Raw genomic sequence first — 19,373 nt, forward strand, 5'->3', positions numbered from 1 at the left:
TATTTGACAATCATCTTTAATTATGTTTAAAATACGATATATTATTGAATAATTTTAACTTTGATAGGAATTAGTAGTCAACTGTCCCTGTAGTATAGAGAGCCGATGTTTGGTGCAAATCGGCACATACAGATTGATGAATTACCTCCTTGAGTTTTTATCGTGAATATAATGACATATTTCATGTTTTTATTATTAGCGATAAACGGTGAAAATCACCGTTATAAATGTGGAGTGGGGAATTTTTTTTCCCAAGTTGGGTGGTAACACGGTGAATAATCGTCCCTTCGTTTATACGAAGGGGCGTTTTTTATTACTCGAAAACATGAAAGTGGGGATAACATTGGAACAATTATTAGAAGACTTAAGATGGCGTGGCATTATATATCAAGAAACAGATGCAGAAGGAATGGCAGAGACGTTAAGCAAAGAAAAGATCTCCTTATATTGTGGAGTTGATCCAACTGCAGATAGTATGCATATTGGTCACTTATTACCGTTTCTAACGCTAAAAAGATTCCAGCAGCACGGACATCGACCAATTGTGCTTGTAGGCGGTGCAACAGGTCTTATTGGCGACCCTAGTGGAAAGAAAGAAGAACGTAAGCTCCAAACTATTGAACAAGTTCAAAAAAATGTCCAAGGGATTCAAAAACAATTAGAACAAATATTTGATTTTTCTGGTGAAAATGGAGCAGTCATGGCGAATAACTATGACTGGGTAAGTTCTATTGATTTAATTTCATTCTTGAGAGACTACGGTAAAAATATTGGTGTTAACTACATGCTTGCGAAAGATACTATCGCATCTAGATTAGATACTGGAATCTCATTTACTGAATTCACGTATACTATTCTCCAAGCAATTGACTTCTACCATCTATACAAAAATTTTGATTGTAAAATGCAAATTGGTGGTAGTGATCAATGGGGAAACATCACTACAGGTCTTGAAATGATTAGAAAAATGGCAGGAGAAGGTGCTAAAGCTTACGGAATGACGATTCCTCTTGTTACAAAAGCAGATGGTACTAAATTCGGAAAAACGGAAGGCGGAGCAATTTGGCTTGATCCAGAGAAGACTACTCCTTATGAGTTCTATCAATTCTGGGTAAATACTGCAGATGCTGATGTTATTAAGTACTTAAAGTTCTTCACATTTGTAGAGAAAAGTGAAATTGAAGCATTAGAAATATCAGTGAATGAAGAACCACATTTACGTAAAGCACAACGTAAATTAGCAGAAGAAATGACAAAATTAATTCATGGAGAAGCCGCTCTTGAACAAGCACTTAAGATTACGGAAGCTTTGTTCAGTGGAGATATTAGCAGTTTATCTGTAGATGAAATCGAACAAGGATTTAAAGATGTTCCATCCTATCAACATGACAGTGATGAAATGGCATTAGTAGAAGTACTCGTAGCTGGTAAAATCTCCTCTTCTAAACGCCAAGCTAGAGAAGATATCCAAAATGGCGCAATCTCTATTAATGGTGAACGAGTTACAGATGTACAGTACAACTTAGAGGAAAATGACAAAATTGGTGGTAAATTCACTGTAATCCGTCGTGGGAAGAAAAAATACCATTTAGTTGAATATAAATAAGGCATTTTAACAAACCTAAATAGTATATGAACAAAGGTATAATTCTTTTAATCAGAATTATACCTTTTATTCATGTACACGTGTTCATCTACTGCAAGAACTAATATAACTTTCCGCCTCTGAGGGAGGTATACTTAATTAATGAAACATAATAAGACATATCATTCAAAAGAAGTTAGAACAATAAATGGTCCCCTCCATATTGAAGGTCCTATTACAACAGACCTGTTATCTTCTTTAGATTTTCACGAAGACTTAACATCATTTCGACCTGCCAATCTACAACATAAAGCCCTCATTGAGATTTCTAAGCTACCGGAAGGCAGAATCATAATAGCTAGAAATGATAATCAAATTGTAGGTTATGTAACTTTTCTATATCCCCATCCACTTGAAAGATGGTCTCATGGAAAAATGAAGGATTTAATAGAGCTTGGTGCAATTGAAGTTATCCCCTTTTTTAGAGCCTCAGGAGTTGGAAAATCCTTATTATCTGTTTCCATGATGGATGAAGCAATGGAAAACTATATTATTATCTCTACTGAATATCATTGGCATTGGGATTTAAAAGGAACGAACTTAACAATATGGGAATATCGAAAAATGATGGAAAAGTTGATGCATCATGGTGGTTTACGTTTATGTGAGACAGATGACCCTGAAATTACGTCCCATTCAGCTAATTGTTTAATGGTAAGAGTAGGTAAACAAGTTCCTAGAGAATCACTTCAACAATTCCATCGTCTTAGATTTATGCATCAATATAGTAAAAATTTGAACTAAATCACTTTCATCAAAAAAAATAACGGGCACAGATAATTTACACACTGTACACCGCCCGTTATTTCCTTATTTTGTTGTTGATCTAAATTCAATTCGATGTGGTAAAATAACTTTATTTTCATCCACTTTTTCTTTGTTCATAAACTTTGTTAATAAGCGCATCGCTACTGCACCAATGTCATATAACGGTTGCACTATAGAGGAGAGCTGAGGTCTCACCATTAACGTAAGTCTTGTATCATCAGATGAAATTACTTCTAAATCATTAGGAATAGACAACCCTTGATCTTGCGCACCATGCATTATACCTAATGCCATTTCATCATTACCAGCTAATACTGCTGTTGGTTTTTCATCTAATTCTGTTAATTTTGCCCAAGTTTCGATACCAGAATCGTAAGTATCATCACCTTCAATGACATAATCCTCACGATATTCAAGCCCTGCCTTTTCTAAAGCTTCTTTATATCCTGTAAGCTTTTCATCCTGATTAATAGAATTATGAAGAGGTCCAATCGCATATGCTATTTTCGTATGACCTTTCTCGATAAAGGAAGAAACAGCGTCAAATGCAGCTTGTCTATAATCAATATTGACAGACGGGATTACACCTGATTGTTCCATCGTACCTGCTAATACAATTGGTACTGGAGAGCGTTTAAATTCCTCAATATGCTTATCCGTTATATTTCCACCCATAAATAGTATGCCGTCTACTTGTTTTCCAAGCATATTATTTAATAACAACATTTCTTTATTTAAGTTTTGATCAGAGTTACTTAGAATAATATTGTATTTATACATTGTAGCTATATCATCTATTCCTCGAGCAAGTTCAGCATAAAGGATATTTGATATATCAGGAATAATTACACCAACAGTGGTTGTTTTCTTACTAGCTAGTCCACGTGCCACTGCATTAGGTCGATATTCAAGTCGATCAATCACTTCTAATACTTTCTTACGGGTTGCGGGTTTAACATTAGGATTACCATTCACTACTCTTGAAACAGTTGCCATAGAAACATTAGCTTCTCTAGCAACGTCATAAATAGTAATATTCATTCCATTCACACTCCTAAATTAACATCAAATTTATATGGTTAATTTACCTGTTCCTTCTTAGTATTGCTTCACATCATCATAAGATACAGCAAAACCTTCTGCAAACTTCACTTAAATTCGACAATTTTCTCAAAATTTAGTGATTTGTTTCACAATCATTATTAAAGAATTGGGAAAAGGAAGCAAGTAATTCCTAGAAGATTCTACTAACAATGTAATTCCAGAAACCTTCTTATACTATAATAACAGAAAAACTTAATTTGTAATAATATTCCTGCTCATTTAAAGGAATTTTTTATATACAATAAACAGGTAGCATTTTTTGCTACCTGTAATATAACATCCGCTATTATGATTGTTTAACAAATTCAGCTTCATTAGACACAGTTGCATTATTAATTTCTTCCGCAACTTCATTAACTACCTCTGCAAGTTCAGCTGCTTCTTCCGATTGATCATGATTATCGGATTTCTTTACAGTACTTTTCAATTGTTCTGCTTTCGCTTTAACTGCATCTTTTACATTTGTACCTGTTTCCATTGCTACTTGACGAAGATGTGCTGTTTTTTCTTTCGCTGTTGCAGAAATTTCCGTCCCTTTTTCCATGACGGTTTCCTTCCATTCGCCTGATTTATCCTTTATTGTACTAACTTGTGTATTAATATCGCTTCTAAGTTCTTTACCGGACTTTGGAGCCAACAAAAGTGCTGTTGCAGCCCCCACAATACTACCGACAATAACACCAGTTAAAAAATTTGTAGATCCATTTTGATTATTACTCATTTTTCCTCATCCTCCAATAATGTATTGTTCAAAATATATTAACCACGACCTGTTTCTAGTTGGTGTGATGTAACTGTTGTATCAGTATTTACATTTTTTCTTCCTTTGGTTGAATGATTTTTTTCCCTAAACCATTTATCCCTGATTTCCTTCACAATGGCTGTCCACTGAACTACTTGTCCAACCTTATCTTGATTTTTCTCAATCGAAGTAGCAACAGATGATGTTACTCTTTTTAACGTGTTGTTTAGCTCTTGCACCGTATTTCCTACATCCTGTACAGCAGTTACAACTGTTTCTAGTTTTTCTGCTTTGCCTTGGAAATCCTCTGCTAGTGCATTCGTTTTATGTAACAGAATGGTTGTTTCTCCTGTTACTCCTTGTAATTGTTTTTCAAGTCCGTCTAGTGTGTGTGAAACACTTTCTAACGTGCCTTTCATTGCTTTTAACGTTTTAATTAGACTAATTACAAGTATGAAAAATGCTATCGCGATTAAAGCTACACTTAAATATAAAATTATTTCCATCCTTTGCAGCACCTCCAAATCTGTCAATTCCACTTTACCCTTTTCACTTAAAAGATAAACAACTTTTAGATATACTTCTACATAAACTCTGATTTTCCTGCATTTTTACACTAAAATATGAAAATGGTCGGAATATGTATTTATGTTTATCTTTTTATTTCAGTCCTATTCATAGTGTCTAATATTATGTACTTATCACCATAAGAAAAGAAGAGGAAGCCATTATCTTGGTCTATTTGTGAAACCAAGGAAATAATGGTTAACCTCTTTTTCTACATGTATTATTGAGCTTTTTTCAATTGTTGCCTTAATAAATCTTCATATGCTGATTGAAATTTTTGAATATCTCCAGCACCCATAAATAGTAGGATTCCTTTATTTTGCATCAATAATGGAGATGTATCTTCTTCCACTATTAACTCTGCACCAGGTATTTTATTCTTTAAATCATTCACTGTCAGTGTGCCATTAATTTCTCGAGCAGATCCAAATATTTCACATAAATATACCTTATCTGCTCCTCTTAGACTGTCTGCAAAATCATCCAAGAACGTTTGTGTTCTTGAATACGTATGTGGCTGAAACACTGCAACAATTGGCCTATTAGGATACTTTTGACGTGCAGCATTAATTGTTGCCTTAATCTCAACAGGGTGGTGTGCATAATCATCCACTAGTACTTGATTCCCAACCTTCTTCTCTGTAAACCTTCTTTTTACACCTTGAAATGTTTTTAAGTATCTCTTTACGACATTTGTGTTTATATCTTCATAATGACAAAGAGCGATTACGGATAATGCATTTAAAACATTATGATCTCCAAAGGAAGGTATTTCAAATGTGTCATGAAAATCATTACGAACATATACATCAAATTTTGTTCCAGATGAAGATGTCTGTAGATTTCGTGCTTGGAAATCATTCCTTTCACTAAAACCATAAAATATCACAGGAACTTCTGCTTGGATTTTTTGTAAATGCTCGTCATCACCATAGGCAATAATTGCCTTATTTACTTGCATCGCCATTTGTTGAAAAGCTGAGAATACATCCTCAATATTTGAAAAATAATCTGGATGATCGAAATCGATATTCGTCATAATCGCATAATCTGGAGAATAGGACAGAAAATGGCGACGATACTCACATGCTTCAAAAACAAAGTACTCAGAGTCCTTTATCCCTTTACCAGTTCCGTCACCGATTAAATAGGATGTTGGTTTCGCTCCTCCCATCACATGTGAAAGTAAACCTGTTGTTGACGTTTTTCCATGAGATCCTGTTACTGCAATACTTGTAAATTTCTTCATTAAATCCCCTAAAAATGTGTGATATCTTACAACAGGAATATTTCTATTTCTTGCTTCTTCAATTTCTTCATGTGTATCAGGAAAAGCATTCCCCGCTATTACTGTCATACCTTCTTTTATATTTTCTCGTTGAAAAGGTAAAATAGTTATATTCAAATTTTCAAGTGCTGCTTGGGTAAAAAAGTATTTTTCCACATCGGAACCTTGTACTTTATATCCCATATCGTGAAGAATTTGCGCTAGTGCACTCATTCCAGATCCTTTGATACCTACGAAATGGTATACTGTCATAATCGAACCTCCAACTTCGGCTGTCATTTTTATAATATGATTTTACGTTAGATTTGCTAAATCACTATGTTTTATTATTCATTATTATTTTCTGAGAATTAATTTGTATGTAAAAACATGAATATGTTTTTACATATTTTTTTTCGTATTGTGCCATTATATCATTTATTAAGATCGAATGCCTAATAGTTGTAATTACTGCCAACCAGATGGATAAGGTCTTTCAGGCATAAAGATAACCTTATACAACATTATAGGCTTCTTGTGAATATATGTGCTTTTAACATGGTATTTTATTAGTTATCTAAGTATATACCCATCTTTTGAAGCATTTACACGGTAGCTACCTTAAAGCTGATTAGCTTCATTACTGAAGTTATAACGTCTCCTTCAGTTTTTCTAATTCATTGTGATTAATAAGAACATCTCGTGGTTTACTTCCTTTTGGTTCTGAAATAATTCCTTGTGTTTCCAACATCTCCATTAGTCGAGCTGCACGATTATAACCAATACGGAAATTTCGTTGTAATAATGAGGTAGAAGCACTACCTTGATTAACAACAAAATCACAAGCGTCCATTAATAGCTCATCTTCATCTTCCTGAATTTGAGCTTTCTTAAGTAATTCCTCTTGTTCAAATAAATAATTAGGCTCTCCTTGATTACGCACAAAATCTATCACCCGATCAATTTCTTCATCAGAAACAAAGGTTCCTTGAAGTCTAACTGGTTTGGAAGAACCACTTTCTAAAAACAACATATCACCTCGACCTAAAAGCTTTTCTGCACCACTAATATCAATTATTGTACGAGAGTCCACTTGTGAGGAGACCGAAAAAGCAATTCTTGTTGGCACATTCGCTTTTATTAATCCCGTAATTACATCAACAGATGGACGTTGTGTTGCAATAATTAGATGGATCCCACATGCCCGTGCCTTTTGAGCAATCCTACAGATTGAATCTTCTACATCATGTGGTGCCATCATCATTAAATCTGCTAATTCGTCGATAACTATTACAATAAAAGGAAGTTTTTCATGATGCTGCCCATTTTCTGTAGCAACTATATTATATCGATTAATATCTCTTACGCTCGCATGCGCAAATAATTCGTAACGGCGTTCCATCTCATCAACGGCCCATTTTAAAGCTGCAGTCGCTGCCTTAACGTCAGTGATAACTGGGCTTACTAAATGGGGGATATGATTATATGGAGCGAGCTCTACCATTTTCGGGTCAATTAGCAATAATTTTAAGTCTTCAGGTTTTGCTTTGTATAAAAGACTAACTAATATTGAATTAATACAAACACTCTTACCAGAACCAGTAGCACCGGCAATTAAGCCATGTGGCATTTTCTTTAAGTCTGTCACAACTGGTGTACCAGAAATATCTAAACCAAGCGCTGCGGTTAATGGCGATTCACTTGATAGAAATGTTTCGTCGTTAATAATTTCACTAATTTGAACCGGTCTACTCTCATGATTAGGAAGCTCAATACCAATTGTTCTCTTCCCAGGTATAGGTGCCTCCATTCGAATATCTTTTGCAGCTAAACTTAATTTAATGTCATCACTCAAATTTGTTATCTTATTTACCTTCACACCACGCTCTGGATGAACTTCAAACCTTGTAACAGATGGTCCTTGACTAACATTTACAACATATGCATTTACATTAAAATTTTGTAATGTTTCATCTAGGAGTTCGGTTTGCTCCGCGATCCATTGCTTATTTTCAGCTTTCGCAACAGGTGGATGCAATAGCTGAATAGGTGGAAATACATAAGACTCTAACGTCTTATCTGTTACGTCAGTCGAAGCAGCAACTTCCGTATTAATCGCTTCTTTGTACGCTTGTTGTAATTGTTGTGAACCTTGTTGCACATTTTGGCTCACTTCTTCATTTGTTTCTTGTCTACTCTTTTGACGCTCTTGAAAAGATTTTCGATCCTGTTTCAACATTAATACGTTAAATGGCATGTTTCTTCTCGGTTTCTTCTGTTTCATGTCAGTCAGATTTGTAGGATTTGACTCTTTCGATTCCTCTTTCATTACATCATCCTGATTTGAAGACAGTTCCATTTCATTAATAACGGGCTCATTTTTTTCTTCTGTTACAAATTCCTCGCTACTCTCATACTGTACTTCCTTTTCTGTTTCATCTTGGTGTACATGTTCAGGAACAGTTGAAGCTTCAGGAATATGTACCACTTCATGAGTATCCAAATTATTTTCTTGTTCTGTCTCACTCTCCGCCATCTGTTGTGATAAAGGATTTTCATCTACAGAAAAAGGTTTTGCTTTTCTTGGATCATTAAATCCATATATCGGTGACGGAACTGTTGAAGGTCGAAATGGTTGCCGCGATTTTGATTCTATCTTATTTGAAGTTGGTCGTCTATCCTTCTTTTGAAACACAGATTCAGGATATTCCTTCCCTAATGTTTTAGGGAGTCTTTCGCCATCATCTACTTGAGGTGGCGAAGAATAACGATTAGGCTGCCTATTATAGCTTGCACTTCTATTCGTATTTCGTTGATTATCGGGTTTCTGTTGGATTGATTGTCTTTCTCGCTTTGGTTCATCTTCAATTAATGGAAACCGAAAATTTCCTTTCGGATAATGGTATGTCATTTTTGTATTCATTTTAGGTATGTGATTGTTATTTTGTAATTGCTTATTCTCGTAACTTGTTTGACTTTCTTCGTGTTCACTATCTAGAAATTTCGAAAAAACCTTTCTAAACCAGGACATATTATCCCTCTTTCTATATGCAGTTTCCTAAAGTTGTTAACTGCCTTATTATATCAAAAATACAGCATAAAAATTGAGTCTTTTGGAACATTATTAAAGAATCATTTGTGAAGAGGAGGATCATCTTGAGGATAATTAAGCCCATAATATATAGCAGTTTTGTCTCACTTATGCTTGTTGGATGTGGGACAAATAATGGTAACAATAATGAATTTGCGTACGATAGTTCTCCGCCCCCACAGAATGGCCATTATGATGGAGTTCAAAATACTAGCGATTGGACTGACTACAATTACAATAGTAACTATACAGGTAATGATCGATTTAATGCAAAATATCCCATGAATGTGAATAATGGTAATCAAGCTACTGATAATATCGATGTTGCCGATGACATTGATGTTGCAGACGACATTGCTGATGCAGTCGCCCAATTAAAAGAAGTAGACAATGCATATGTTCTTGTTACAAGAAGGAATGCGTATATTGCTGTTAAATTAACGAATGACTCCCGTAACGAACTCACAAAAAATATTGAAGAGAAAATAGCTAATAAAGCTCGAAAAGTCGATAAAAATCTTGATCACGTTTATGTATCAGAAAACCCTGATTTTTATGAGCGTATGCACGGATATAGAAATGATTTAAATAATGGCGAACCAGTTAGTGGCTTCTTTGAAGAATTCAACAACACCATACGGCGAATCTTCCCTAGTTCGCGTTAATAAACGGACTTATTTACAGTTAGTTTTACAATTCACAATAAAAGGCTGTCCGTTTTTCGGCAGCCTTTTAATTAATAAAATATACCTATTATGACAAGCGCTCCGAGTATTAATCCACCAATCGTACCAATTGTTTCTGTATTAAGAATGGGTTTCGGAGTGAAAAATTTAATATCCTCTATATCTGTTTCTAACTTAGAAATCTTTTCATTTAATTGTTTTATTTCTTTTAATAACAATTCATTTGTTTCGTTATCCTTATTACTCATCATCTCGCCCCTCCATTCACTATTACATTATATACGAAGTACTATATGAATTGTTTCATTTTTTCAAGAAATTCATACTAGTAAAATACTCATCTACAAAAAATCTATTTCTCAAGTTTTATTACAATAAGCTATATTCAGTCGCGCTAAGAAAAAAGCTGTCATCGGATTACTCCTAGACAGCTTTTGTTTTATTCATTTTCTTGTTTTTGATAATTATATTTTGAGCGATCGACTGGTTCGAAACCTTTAGGTGTATGGAAGCGTAATAAATCACCATTTACAACATGGTCTGAAAGTGCCAATTTGTATTGTGCAAGTTCACGATATTTTTCTGCTTCTTGTAACATATCTTCCTCTAATAATTCACCAGTCTTAGAATCATAGTACTTGTCACCAACACTAGTAATAGTTGGGCTTACGAAGTCACCATTTCTAAATGGTACTAATTCATCATGTTCATCAGAGAATAAATCTGTACCGAAATGTACATAATCTCTCGTATCAATACCAAGCAAATGCATTAATGTTGGTTTAATGTCAATTTGAGCACCATATTTATGGTTTATACCGCCTTCCATTCCTGGAACACGAATGAATAATGGTACACGTTGTAATGCAGCATTATCAAATTCTGTAACTTCCTTACCTAATACCTGGCTCATCGCTTCATTATGGTTTTTAGAAATACCATAGTGATCACCATACATAATGATAATGGAATTATCATATAATCCAGATTCTTTTAGATAAGTAAAGAACTCTTCTAATGCTTCATCCGCATATCGAGCAGTTTGGAAATAATTATCTACAGATTTATCTCCTGTCGTATGTGGCGCGATTGTTGCATCTTCATCACTTATCGGATAAGGATAATGATGAGTAACCGTAATAAATTTCGTATAGAATGGTTGTGGTAATGATTCTAGTAATTCCTTTGATTGTTCAAAGAACGGTTTGTCCATTAATCCATAATCAGTTAAGTCCTCTGGATTCATATCATAAAATTTCTCATCGAAGAAATGGTTAAAACCAAATGATTTATAAATTTCATTTCTATTCCAGAAGCTTCCTGCATTACCATGAAATACTGCAGATGTATATCCTTGTTGCCCTAGAATAGCTGGCGCTGCATGGTATACATTTCTTCCTTTCGTTGTAAAAGCTGAACCTTGTGGTAAACCATATAATGAGTTTTCGATCATAAATTCAGCATCTGCAGTTTTACCAGCTGCGACCTGATGGAAGAAGTTGTCAAAGTAGACTGTGTTTTCCTCTCTAGTTAAAGAGTTTAGGAACGGTGTTACTTCTTCTCCATGCAATTCGTAATCTATTAGGAATGATTGAATAGATTCTAAGTGAAAATAGATTACGTTCATCCCTTCACCAATTCCAAAGTATTCTGGATTTGGTTCTGCATAATTAGACTTTGTGAAGTTAAGAATTTCTGTAATATCATCACTGCTCGCTGTAACTCTTTGTGCAGATGCCTTCGTACTTTGCACTGCATCGTATATTGTATAGTTGTACATACCTAAATATTTCACAATATAGTTACGATCAAATCCTCTAGTTAATAATTGAGGACGGTCAGTTTCAGCTAAACCAATATTTGCACTGATAATTGCCAATGATAATGCGAACAAAGCCGCAACTTTTCGAAGTTTCATATCTTCCTTTTCTATTTTCACGAAACGAAATACAAGTATTCCCATTAAGAAAAGAAAGTCAATAAACAATAGTATGTCCGATGGCTTTAATAATGTTAAAATACTTCCGCTAACATCACCAAGATTTTGTGTCTGTGTTAATACTGGTAAAGTTATAAAGTCAGTAAATGAGCGGTAATACACAACATTCGCAAATAAGATAATGGATAACAAAAGATATATAATCATTAATGCTATATATTTTTTGCGACCTTTAAACAAAAATGCTAAGCCAAGAAATAATAACGAAGAACCTAAAGGATTTAGGAGCAATAAAAACTCTTGAAATGTTCCTTCAACTCCTAAGTTAAACTGTGTTAATTGTACTGCGTATGTTTTTATCCAAAGAAATAGCACAGCTAAAAAGAAAAATCCTATATATTTGTTGAAAATACTTTGGAATCTAATCAAAAGGTTATTCATATTTGCACCTACCCTCTAGCAAGATATTATGTCATATTTATATTGAAAATTAAAGGTCAAAATTAAACCAATTAAACTATTATTTTCTATTACAATCTCTAATTTGATGTTATAAAAAACATCAGAAACAAATTATACTCTGTATTAACAAAATGTCAAGTCGTTAAAAATCCACTATATATTATATCACTTTTTCAAGAAATTTTCAGTGTAATACGGTCTCCACTCATCATTAAAGGAAACACCCACTCCTAATTCTTCAAAATCCTTTTGTAATATATTTTCTCTATGCCCAATTGAATTCATTAACCCTTCATGGGCATAAATACTACTAATCTGCCCGGATGCTAGGTTTTCACCTGCCATTACATAATGAATATTATCGTTCTCCATTCGTTCAAAAGGCGACAATCCATCCAAATTTGTATGGCTAAAATAATTATTATCAGCCATATCCTTACTATGTTTACGGGCTGTTTTCATCACTTCTTCATTCCATTTTAATATAGATAGACCATGATTAACTCTGGTTGCATTCGTCAGGTCAAATAATTGATATTCAAACCCTTCTATCAATTTGGTATTTGGCTCTCCGAATATTTTCTTCTTCTGATCTTCCAGCTCTTTACTAATTATTTGTATTGCAGTTACAGTATTACTCTCATGTTTATCATAGAATATTGTTACATAATTGCCATCCACCCGAAAAATATCATATTCATCATTATGCTGAAATTGGTAATGAACCCAACCCTTTTGAATACTTGTAAGCGGCTTATATGCTTCGAGAATTACATCCCTTGTACTTTCAAATGTAATGTTCATTGTAGATGATAATAAATCTTGGTTTGAATAAATTCCTGCCACCTTGTCCTCTTTATCATATGCAATCATGATGAAATTTTGATAATTATTATGATATGTCACCCAATTGACACCATATTCATTCATAGTAATTCTTTTTGGAGCACCTACTATTTTCTCTATTTCAGCTTTTTCATCACCTAATCTAATATTGTTCATAGAAAAGGATTGATTCTCAGTGGGATCTGCTTGCCTTTTATCTCTTATTATATTATCTTCAACACCCGAGTTATCGGAAAATTTATCTTTCCATAATTGAAATTGTTGTATGATCTTCTCTTCAACTGCATTTATTGTAGGGTGTTCTTGTATCCTCTTCATGTCTTCTTGTATATCGTTTACAACGCCATTTATTCCTGATTGTTTAAAATCTTCTCCGTAAAAATACCAAAGGGCGCCTACTAATAATATGATAGGAAAAAAATATTTTATTTTCGACATAATAGTCACCCCTGCTTGTTCAAATTTTTATTTTAGAGACTAACGGATGTGTCATAATTCTAAATATTAAAAAGCCATTGTGTATTCTTACAAATCATAGTAAGATTTACCTAAAAATACGAAGGAGGGCGAATGTTGGAATATTTAATCATGCACTTTCTTTTTAATATATCATTATTAGTAGTGTTACTTTTCCTTTTCTTTATATGGATTAAAATAACAGAAAATATCGAGTCATACAAAAAAGCATTTTTAATATACTTTATCCTTTCATTACTCTTATGTAATTTATTCGCGTATGAATTAAGTGATTACATAGCACTTGATCTACGGATTATCCCTTTCCTAATTGGTGGCCTTTATTTTAGATTAAGTCCTATTTTGGGTTTATTGCTAATTGCAATGCGCGGGTTCCATGGGATAGATCTTGGATTCTATGTTGGTGTCATTTTTTACGCAATATTTAGTTATGTAATTTGGAAATTGTCCCCACTGTTTCTAAAATTATCAGAGAAATATCGAATTCTTTCTTCCACAGGAATTACCTTCATTGTAAGTTTGGGTATATTAGCACTTTTAGAAATAGACAGTACTCCACATCGAATTATTGATGTGTGGTCTGCGTATATCATAGTACCTCCACTTGGTGTTGCTATGCTTGCTTATCTGATTGAACACATTAATAAAAACGTTATATTAATGAAAGAATTAATTAAATCAGAAAAATTTGAAGTACTGGAACAAATGGGGGCTGCTATATCTCAAGAAATTAAAATTCCAATCACTAATAGTCTTCAATATATCCAAAATCTTAACAATTTAACATTAGATTCAAATGATAAAAAACAACATTTGACTAACATTCACGATAGCTTAACTTCTGCTGAAATGGTGATTAAGGATTACTTGTCGTTTTCAAAACCATCTATTCAATCTATTGAAAAAATAGATGTGAATGAAGAAATAATTCAATTAATTAAATTAATGCAGCCTCTTACAAAACAAAATGCTATACAAATACATACGAATTTATCCTCAAAAGGATGCATAAATGGAAATAGACAAAATTTTCAACAATGTTTAGTTAATATAATGAAAAATGCTGTAGAAGCGATGCCTAATGGAGGTGTTTTAACAATAGAAACAACTTCTACATTAACTACAATTACGATAATGATTGAAGATACTGGAATTGGCATTAGTAAGGAACAGCTTTCTAGAATTGACGAGCCTTTCTATTCAACTAAAGGCGAAAAAGGAACCGGAGTTGGATTAATGGTTTCCTATAATATAGTACGTTCAATGAAAGGCACTATTAATGTAAGAAGCGAACTTGGAAAAGGAACTTTATTTCAACTTACATTCAGAAAGTAACTCTCAAAAAAATCTATAAGTACTATTAGGAGATGCTGTCTTTGGAATTTACCATTCACTTCTTATTTAATTTATCGCTTTTATTAGTATTATTATTTTTTTGTATTCTATGGAGTGAACGATTAAATAAATATGAATCGAATAAGAAGATTACAACTGCATATTTTTTATCATGCCTCATTATATCCAGTATTTTTACATACGAGGTTCACAATGGTATTTTACTTGGATTGAATAATGTTGGATTTATCGTTGGTGGACTTTATGCAGGACTAGGCCCTTTATTAGCACTTGTTATTATTATTATCAGAGGTTTTTATGGATTTAATATTGATTTTTGGATAACGGTGTTATTTTATGGTGGTATGGCTTTATGTTTCAGATGGTTATCCCCTTGGTTTGTATTAAAACGAAAGAGATATAGAGTTTTTATTACTATTGCTTTAACATCTTTCTTGAGTATTTTACATATTGTTCCGTTAGAATTGTTGAACATAACATATGAACGCATAGATATTTGGTTTGCTTGTTTTGTCATTATCCCTTTAGGTGTTGGGTTAATTTCTTCTATCATGGAAGAATTGTGCAAAATATATGCTCTACGACGTCATGTATTAAAAGCAAGAAAATTAGAAGCTGTTGAGCAAATGGCCGCAGCTATATCACATGAAATCCGAAATCCACTTACATCAGCTATTGGGTTCATTCAACTTTTACGAGAAGGCTCCATAGATAAAGAAAAAGAAAATCAATACTTATCTATCATTAAGACTGAACTGAAGTCTGCGGAAAGAGTGATACAGGATTACTTTACTTTCTCATCTCCTAATACGAATATTACTGAGACGATAAGTATTGAAAAAGTATTACAAGAAGTATTAGATTCGTATCACCTAATGAGCAGTCTACAATCTATACAAATTAAAACAAACTTTCTCAATACTTTAAGGGTCGTTGGAGATGAACAAAGGCTACATCAGTGTTTAGTAAATATTATTAAAAATGCGATTGAAGCCATGAACAGCGGCGGAATATTAACTGTAGAAACTGAATCAGTTGGAGAAAAAGTATTTATTCGCATTAAAGATACAGGTATTGGCATGAATCAAGAACAAATTGATCGTTTAGGTGAGCCCTATTACTCAACTAAAGGTGATATGGGAACTGGGCTTGGGTTAATGGTCTCCTATAGCATCGTACGTGCAATGGGTGGTACTATTCATGTAGAAAGTAAGGAAGGAGCAGGCACCTGCTTTCATTTGACCTTACCTGGTGTAAAAGTACATGGATAATGGTACAAGGAATATTTGAGATCAAAGAAACGAACTATCTTTTCATTTGAAACTTAAGATAGTTCGTTTTTATTTTGTCTTGAAAGTATTATTTCTCAGGATACAACTTTCCTAGGGAAAGGAATGTCTCCTTCGCTAGCCGCTAGTAGCTTAAGCTAGACGGACGTGTCAGCTGCGAGGAGGCTCCAAAACCTTGTCTAGCTGTAGGCGCTAACTATCGGCTCGAGGTCAAATAACCTAAGACATAAAGAGGATGTTGCGAAGTTAGCCTTCAAGTTCCAAGCACCTTTCGCTTTTTAAAGCTCGCGGAAAGCGAAGTGTATTTCCGAAGCTGAATAGATGCACCAACATACCTCTAATTACTTAACTAATCGTGTTTGAATTACTTTAATAATCTCCATTAGTATTACCGCAGCTAATGCTAATCCAGCTGCAATCAACCACTCGTCCCACCCAAATGCTGCAGGTATTGCAAATATTTCTCTTATTACCGGAAGAACGGTAACACCATATAACAAGAAACAAACAATTACAGCACCAATTACATATTTATTGCTAAAAAATCCTGCTCCGAATGCTGTTTGAACATTGGATCTTGCCGCAAAGGTCTGTAAAGTTCTTGCTAATATAAGTGTCGTAAACGCCATCGCTACTCCCATTTCTGTGGATGTTTGTAAGCCAATGTAGTGTGAAATGATCACTACAATCCCAATTAATAATCCACGAGTGATGACAGCTTTTAATGTTCCCCCTGCAAAAATCCCTTCATGAAGATTACGTGGCTTCTTCTTCATCACTCCGGGCTCAGCTTTCTCCATTCCTAACGCAATCGCAGGGAGTGAATCATTAATAAGATTAATAAAGAGAAGTTGTAATGCAGTAAATGGATTGGGCATATTCATAAATACTGCAAAAAGAATGGCAATAATAGCACCTAAGTTACCTGCAAATAAATAACTAATTGCTTTTTTTATATTATTGTAAACCGTACGGCCGACACCTACAGCATTTACAATCGAGACAAAATTATCATCTGTTAAAATCATTGCCGAGGCATCTTTTGCAACCTCTGTTCCACTACCCATGGCTATGCCTATATCTGCTTGTTTCAATGCAGGCGCATCATTTACACCATCACCCGTCATTGCTGTAACATTCCCTTTTTTTTGCCACGCCTTAACAATTCTTATTTTGTTTTCTGGTGAAACACGAGCATACACTGATATTCTTTCTAACTTTTCATTAAGTTCTTCATCCGTTAACGCATCAAGCTCTTGACCTGTTAGTGCTATATCATTCTTGTCCATTAATCCAATATCACGTCCAATTGCTTGGGCAGTTGTCTTATGATCACCAGTAATCATTATGGTCCGGATTCCTGCATTTTTCGCTTCCTTAATAGACCCATAAACAGCTTCACGTGGTGGATCTATCATCGCTGTTAATCCAACTAAGACTAGTTCATACTCATCTTCTATGGATATATTAGTTTTTTCGTCTGGAATCCGTTTATATCCATATGCTAGTACACGTAAGGCTTGCTTAGAAAACTCCTCATTCGCTTTTTGAAAACGTTGAAGTATTTCAGGTGTAAGTGGCTGTACCTTCCCATCCAGATATACGGAAGAGCAACGCTTAAACATTACATCTGGACCACCTTTTGTTAGCATTGTTTTACCACTATTAAACGTGTGTAATGTCGACATTAGCTTTCTATCCGAATCGAAGGGTATTTCAGCTTCTCGTTTAAAAGTAGCGCGGATTTCTCTATAGTCTTTATTATTTTTATTACAAAAATCAATTAGGGCTACTTCCGTTGGATCCCCTATCTCTTGGCCGTCTTCGGATATATGAGAATCATTACATAACACCGCTATCCCCATTAGACGAGTTTGTGCATTATTCCATTCTTTTGGATTTTCCGGAAAACTTTCCTCTGGATTATCCGGTAAGAAATAATCAGTAACGGTCATTTTATTTTGCGTCAATGTACCTGTTTTATCTGTACAAATAACACTTGTTGACCCTAATGTTTCAACTGCAGGGAGTTTCCGGATGACAGCATGTTGTTTTGCCATTTTTGTTGTACCAACTGCTAGTACAATCGTTACAATGGAAGAAAGCGCCTCTGGAATTGCTGCGACAGCAACGGCAACAGCAAACATAAAAGCATTCAACATACTTTCACCTAAATTGGCTGTATTCTGATTAAACCAGATCCGTCCCGCTTCTGCAGCAAAAATAATAATACATAAAACTAGTATTCCAATACTAAGTTTTTTACTAAAGTCGTCCAATTTTTGTTGTAATGGAGTTTGTTTAGATTCTGCAGTTTCAATCATATGAGCTATTTTTCCAATTTCCGTTTCCTTTGCAGTAGCAGTTACAACAAATTTCCCGCGTCCATATACAACAAGTGAACCACTATACACCATATTCCTACGATCACCTAAAGGCACTTCTTTTGTAAGAGTTATTGTATTTTTCTCGACTGCTTCTGATTCACCTGTTAGCATACCTTCGTTCACTTTTAACGATCCGCTTTCTATAATTCGACCATCTGCCGGTATAAAGTCACCCGCATCAAGTAATACGATATCCCCTTTTACAAGTTCTCTAGCAGGGATACTTATATTACTCCCATCTCTCAGTACTTTTGCAATTGGAGAAGACATTTGTTTTAAAGCATCTAGAGAGCTCTCCGCTTTTCGCGTTTGTATTACACTTATAATCGCATTAATGATTAGAACTAAGAAGATAATAATGGATTCAACTACTTCTCCAAGTAATAACTGAATTGCTGCGACGATTAGGAGAATAATTACCATCGCATCTTTAAAAGTTGATAGAAATAATTTCCATGTTGGTTCTTTTTCTTTTCCTTCGATTTCGTTATATCCATTCGTTTCTAACCTTTTGGTAGCTTCTGAAGATGAAAGGCCATCTTCTGTTACATTCAGTTGCTGTATTACATCATCAGGATTCTTTTGATAAAACTCCATTTATTCATACTCCTTCCTACAATCTTCTTTGTTATTGTACCCAACGATAGAAATTAAAAAAGCGAGACCTTTGCCGTTGAAGGCAAAGGTCTCGCAAAACAATTTCTTGTTAATAAAGCCGATGTTACATAACATGAAATGACGACTTTA

14 protein-coding genes and 1 other annotated feature are annotated in these 19,373 nt (G+C 34.2%); of the genes, 5 read left to right on the forward strand and 9 right to left on the reverse strand.

Annotated elements, in window-relative coordinates; all coding sequences use genetic code 11:
* Positions 1–51: 51 nt before the first annotated feature.
* Positions 52–290 (forward strand) — a binding site (T-box leader).
* A gap of 35 nt (positions 291–325) precedes the next feature.
* Entirely contained in the window at positions 326–1,606 is a 1,281-nt protein-coding gene (tyrS, locus tag ACFPM4_RS06635; RefSeq protein ID WP_382349428.1) for a tyrosine--tRNA ligase, read from the forward strand.
* A gap of 141 nt (positions 1,607–1,747) precedes the next feature.
* Positions 1,748–2,389, forward strand: a complete 642-nt coding sequence (locus ACFPM4_RS06640; protein ID WP_382349268.1) for a GNAT family N-acetyltransferase — start codon at positions 1,748–1,750, stop codon at positions 2,387–2,389.
* A 66-nt stretch (positions 2,390–2,455) separates the two neighbouring features.
* On the opposite strand, the gene ccpA is transcribed toward ACFPM4_RS06640, so the two are convergent.
* The 5 genes from ccpA to ACFPM4_RS06665 all read right to left on the reverse strand — a co-directional run bounded on the left by ccpA (position 2,456) and on the right by ACFPM4_RS06665 (position 9,124).
* Positions 2,456–3,454: a catabolite control protein A gene (gene ccpA, locus ACFPM4_RS06645; protein ID WP_382349271.1), complete on the reverse strand. Its 999-nt coding sequence runs from the start codon at positions 3,452–3,454 to the stop codon at positions 2,456–2,458.
* Between the two features lie 349 nt (positions 3,455–3,803).
* On the reverse strand, positions 3,804–4,238 hold the full coding sequence (locus tag ACFPM4_RS06650) for a YtxH domain-containing protein (RefSeq protein ID WP_382349274.1): 435 nt from the start codon (positions 4,236–4,238) through the stop codon (positions 3,804–3,806).
* Positions 4,239–4,276: 38 nt separating this feature from the next.
* Complete coding sequence (locus ACFPM4_RS06655) at positions 4,277–4,765, reverse strand: DUF948 domain-containing protein (protein WP_382349277.1); 489 nt, start codon at positions 4,763–4,765, stop codon at positions 4,277–4,279.
* Between the two features lie 281 nt (positions 4,766–5,046).
* Positions 5,047–6,366: a UDP-N-acetylmuramate--L-alanine ligase gene (murC, locus tag ACFPM4_RS06660; protein ID WP_382349280.1), complete on the reverse strand. Its 1,320-nt coding sequence runs from the start codon at positions 6,364–6,366 to the stop codon at positions 5,047–5,049.
* Positions 6,367–6,742: 376 nt separating this feature from the next.
* On the reverse strand, positions 6,743–9,124 hold the full coding sequence (locus ACFPM4_RS06665) for a DNA translocase FtsK (protein ID WP_382349283.1): 2,382 nt from the start codon (positions 9,122–9,124) through the stop codon (positions 6,743–6,745).
* A gap of 107 nt (positions 9,125–9,231) precedes the next feature.
* On the opposite strand from ACFPM4_RS06665, the gene ACFPM4_RS06670 reads away from it, so the two are divergent.
* On the forward strand, positions 9,232–9,849 hold the full coding sequence (locus ACFPM4_RS06670) for a YhcN/YlaJ family sporulation lipoprotein (protein ID WP_382349286.1): 618 nt from the start codon (positions 9,232–9,234) through the stop codon (positions 9,847–9,849).
* Between the two features lie 71 nt (positions 9,850–9,920).
* Here the strand turns inward: ACFPM4_RS06670 and ACFPM4_RS06675 are convergent, their stop codons facing one another.
* The 3 genes from ACFPM4_RS06675 to ACFPM4_RS06685 form a co-directional block, all read right to left on the reverse strand.
* A complete protein-coding gene (locus ACFPM4_RS06675) occupies positions 9,921–10,118 on the reverse strand; it encodes a hypothetical protein (RefSeq protein WP_382349289.1) in 198 nt (65 codons plus the stop codon).
* A 191-nt stretch (positions 10,119–10,309) separates the two neighbouring features.
* Positions 10,310–12,250, reverse strand: a complete 1,941-nt coding sequence (gene ltaS / locus ACFPM4_RS06680) for a lipoteichoic acid synthase (protein WP_382349292.1) — start codon at positions 12,248–12,250, stop codon at positions 10,310–10,312.
* A gap of 186 nt (positions 12,251–12,436) precedes the next feature.
* Positions 12,437–13,555, reverse strand: a complete 1,119-nt coding sequence (locus tag ACFPM4_RS06685) for a CAP domain-containing protein (RefSeq protein WP_382349295.1) — start codon at positions 13,553–13,555, stop codon at positions 12,437–12,439.
* A gap of 132 nt (positions 13,556–13,687) precedes the next feature.
* Here ACFPM4_RS06685 and ACFPM4_RS06690 point away from each other — a divergent pair, with 132 nt between their 5' ends.
* Together ACFPM4_RS06690 and ACFPM4_RS06695 are read left to right on the forward strand one after the other, a co-directional pair.
* Positions 13,688–14,929 (forward strand): ATP-binding protein, encoded by a 1,242-nt coding sequence (locus tag ACFPM4_RS06690; RefSeq protein WP_382349298.1) that lies wholly within the window; start codon positions 13,688–13,690, stop codon positions 14,927–14,929.
* A 41-nt stretch (positions 14,930–14,970) separates the two neighbouring features.
* Entirely contained in the window at positions 14,971–16,221 is a 1,251-nt protein-coding gene (locus tag ACFPM4_RS06695) for an ATP-binding protein (protein ID WP_382349301.1), read from the forward strand.
* A 359-nt stretch (positions 16,222–16,580) separates the two neighbouring features.
* Here the strand turns inward: ACFPM4_RS06695 and ACFPM4_RS06700 are convergent, their stop codons facing one another.
* Positions 16,581–19,223, reverse strand: coding sequence for a cation-translocating P-type ATPase (locus ACFPM4_RS06700; RefSeq protein WP_382349304.1), 2,643 nt, complete (start codon positions 19,221–19,223; stop codon positions 16,581–16,583).
* Positions 19,224–19,373: the final 150 nt, after the last annotated feature.

The sequence above is a fragment of the Lederbergia graminis genome (genome assembly GCF_042655485.1).
GTDB lineage: Bacteria > Bacillota > Bacilli > Bacillales > Bacillaceae_C > Lederbergia > Lederbergia graminis.

Bases quoted from the DNA above. Each gene is read 5' to 3' on its own strand.
- ACFPM4_RS06650 (WP_382349274.1), bottom strand. From the start codon at position 4,238: ATGAGTAATAATCAAAATGGATCTACAAATTTTTTAACTGGTGTTATT.
- ACFPM4_RS06640 (WP_382349268.1), top strand. From the start codon at position 1,748: ATGAAACATAATAAGACATATCATTCAAAAGAAGTTAGAACAATAAAT.
- ccpA (WP_382349271.1), bottom strand. From the start codon at position 3,454: ATGAATATTACTATTTATGACGTTGCTAGAGAAGCTAATGTTTCTATG.
- murC (WP_382349280.1), bottom strand. From the start codon at position 6,366: ATGACAGTATACCATTTCGTAGGTATCAAAGGATCTGGAATGAGTGCA.
- ACFPM4_RS06665 (WP_382349283.1), bottom strand. From the start codon at position 9,124: ATGTCCTGGTTTAGAAAGGTTTTTTCGAAATTTCTAGATAGTGAACAC.
- ACFPM4_RS06655 (WP_382349277.1), bottom strand. From the start codon at position 4,765: ATGGAAATAATTTTATATTTAAGTGTAGCTTTAATCGCGATAGCATTT.
- ACFPM4_RS06700 (WP_382349304.1), bottom strand. From the start codon at position 19,223: ATGGAGTTTTATCAAAAGAATCCTGATGATGTAATACAGCAACTGAAT.
- ACFPM4_RS06675 (WP_382349289.1), bottom strand. From the start codon at position 10,118: ATGAGTAATAAGGATAACGAAACAAATGAATTGTTATTAAAAGAAATA.
- tyrS (WP_382349428.1), top strand. From the start codon at position 326: ATGAAAGTGGGGATAACATTGGAACAATTATTAGAAGACTTAAGATGG.
- ltaS (WP_382349292.1), bottom strand. From the start codon at position 12,250: ATGAATAACCTTTTGATTAGATTCCAAAGTATTTTCAACAAATATATA.
- ACFPM4_RS06690 (WP_382349298.1), top strand. From the start codon at position 13,688: ATGTTGGAATATTTAATCATGCACTTTCTTTTTAATATATCATTATTA.
- ACFPM4_RS06685 (WP_382349295.1), bottom strand. From the start codon at position 13,555: ATGTCGAAAATAAAATATTTTTTTCCTATCATATTATTAGTAGGCGCC.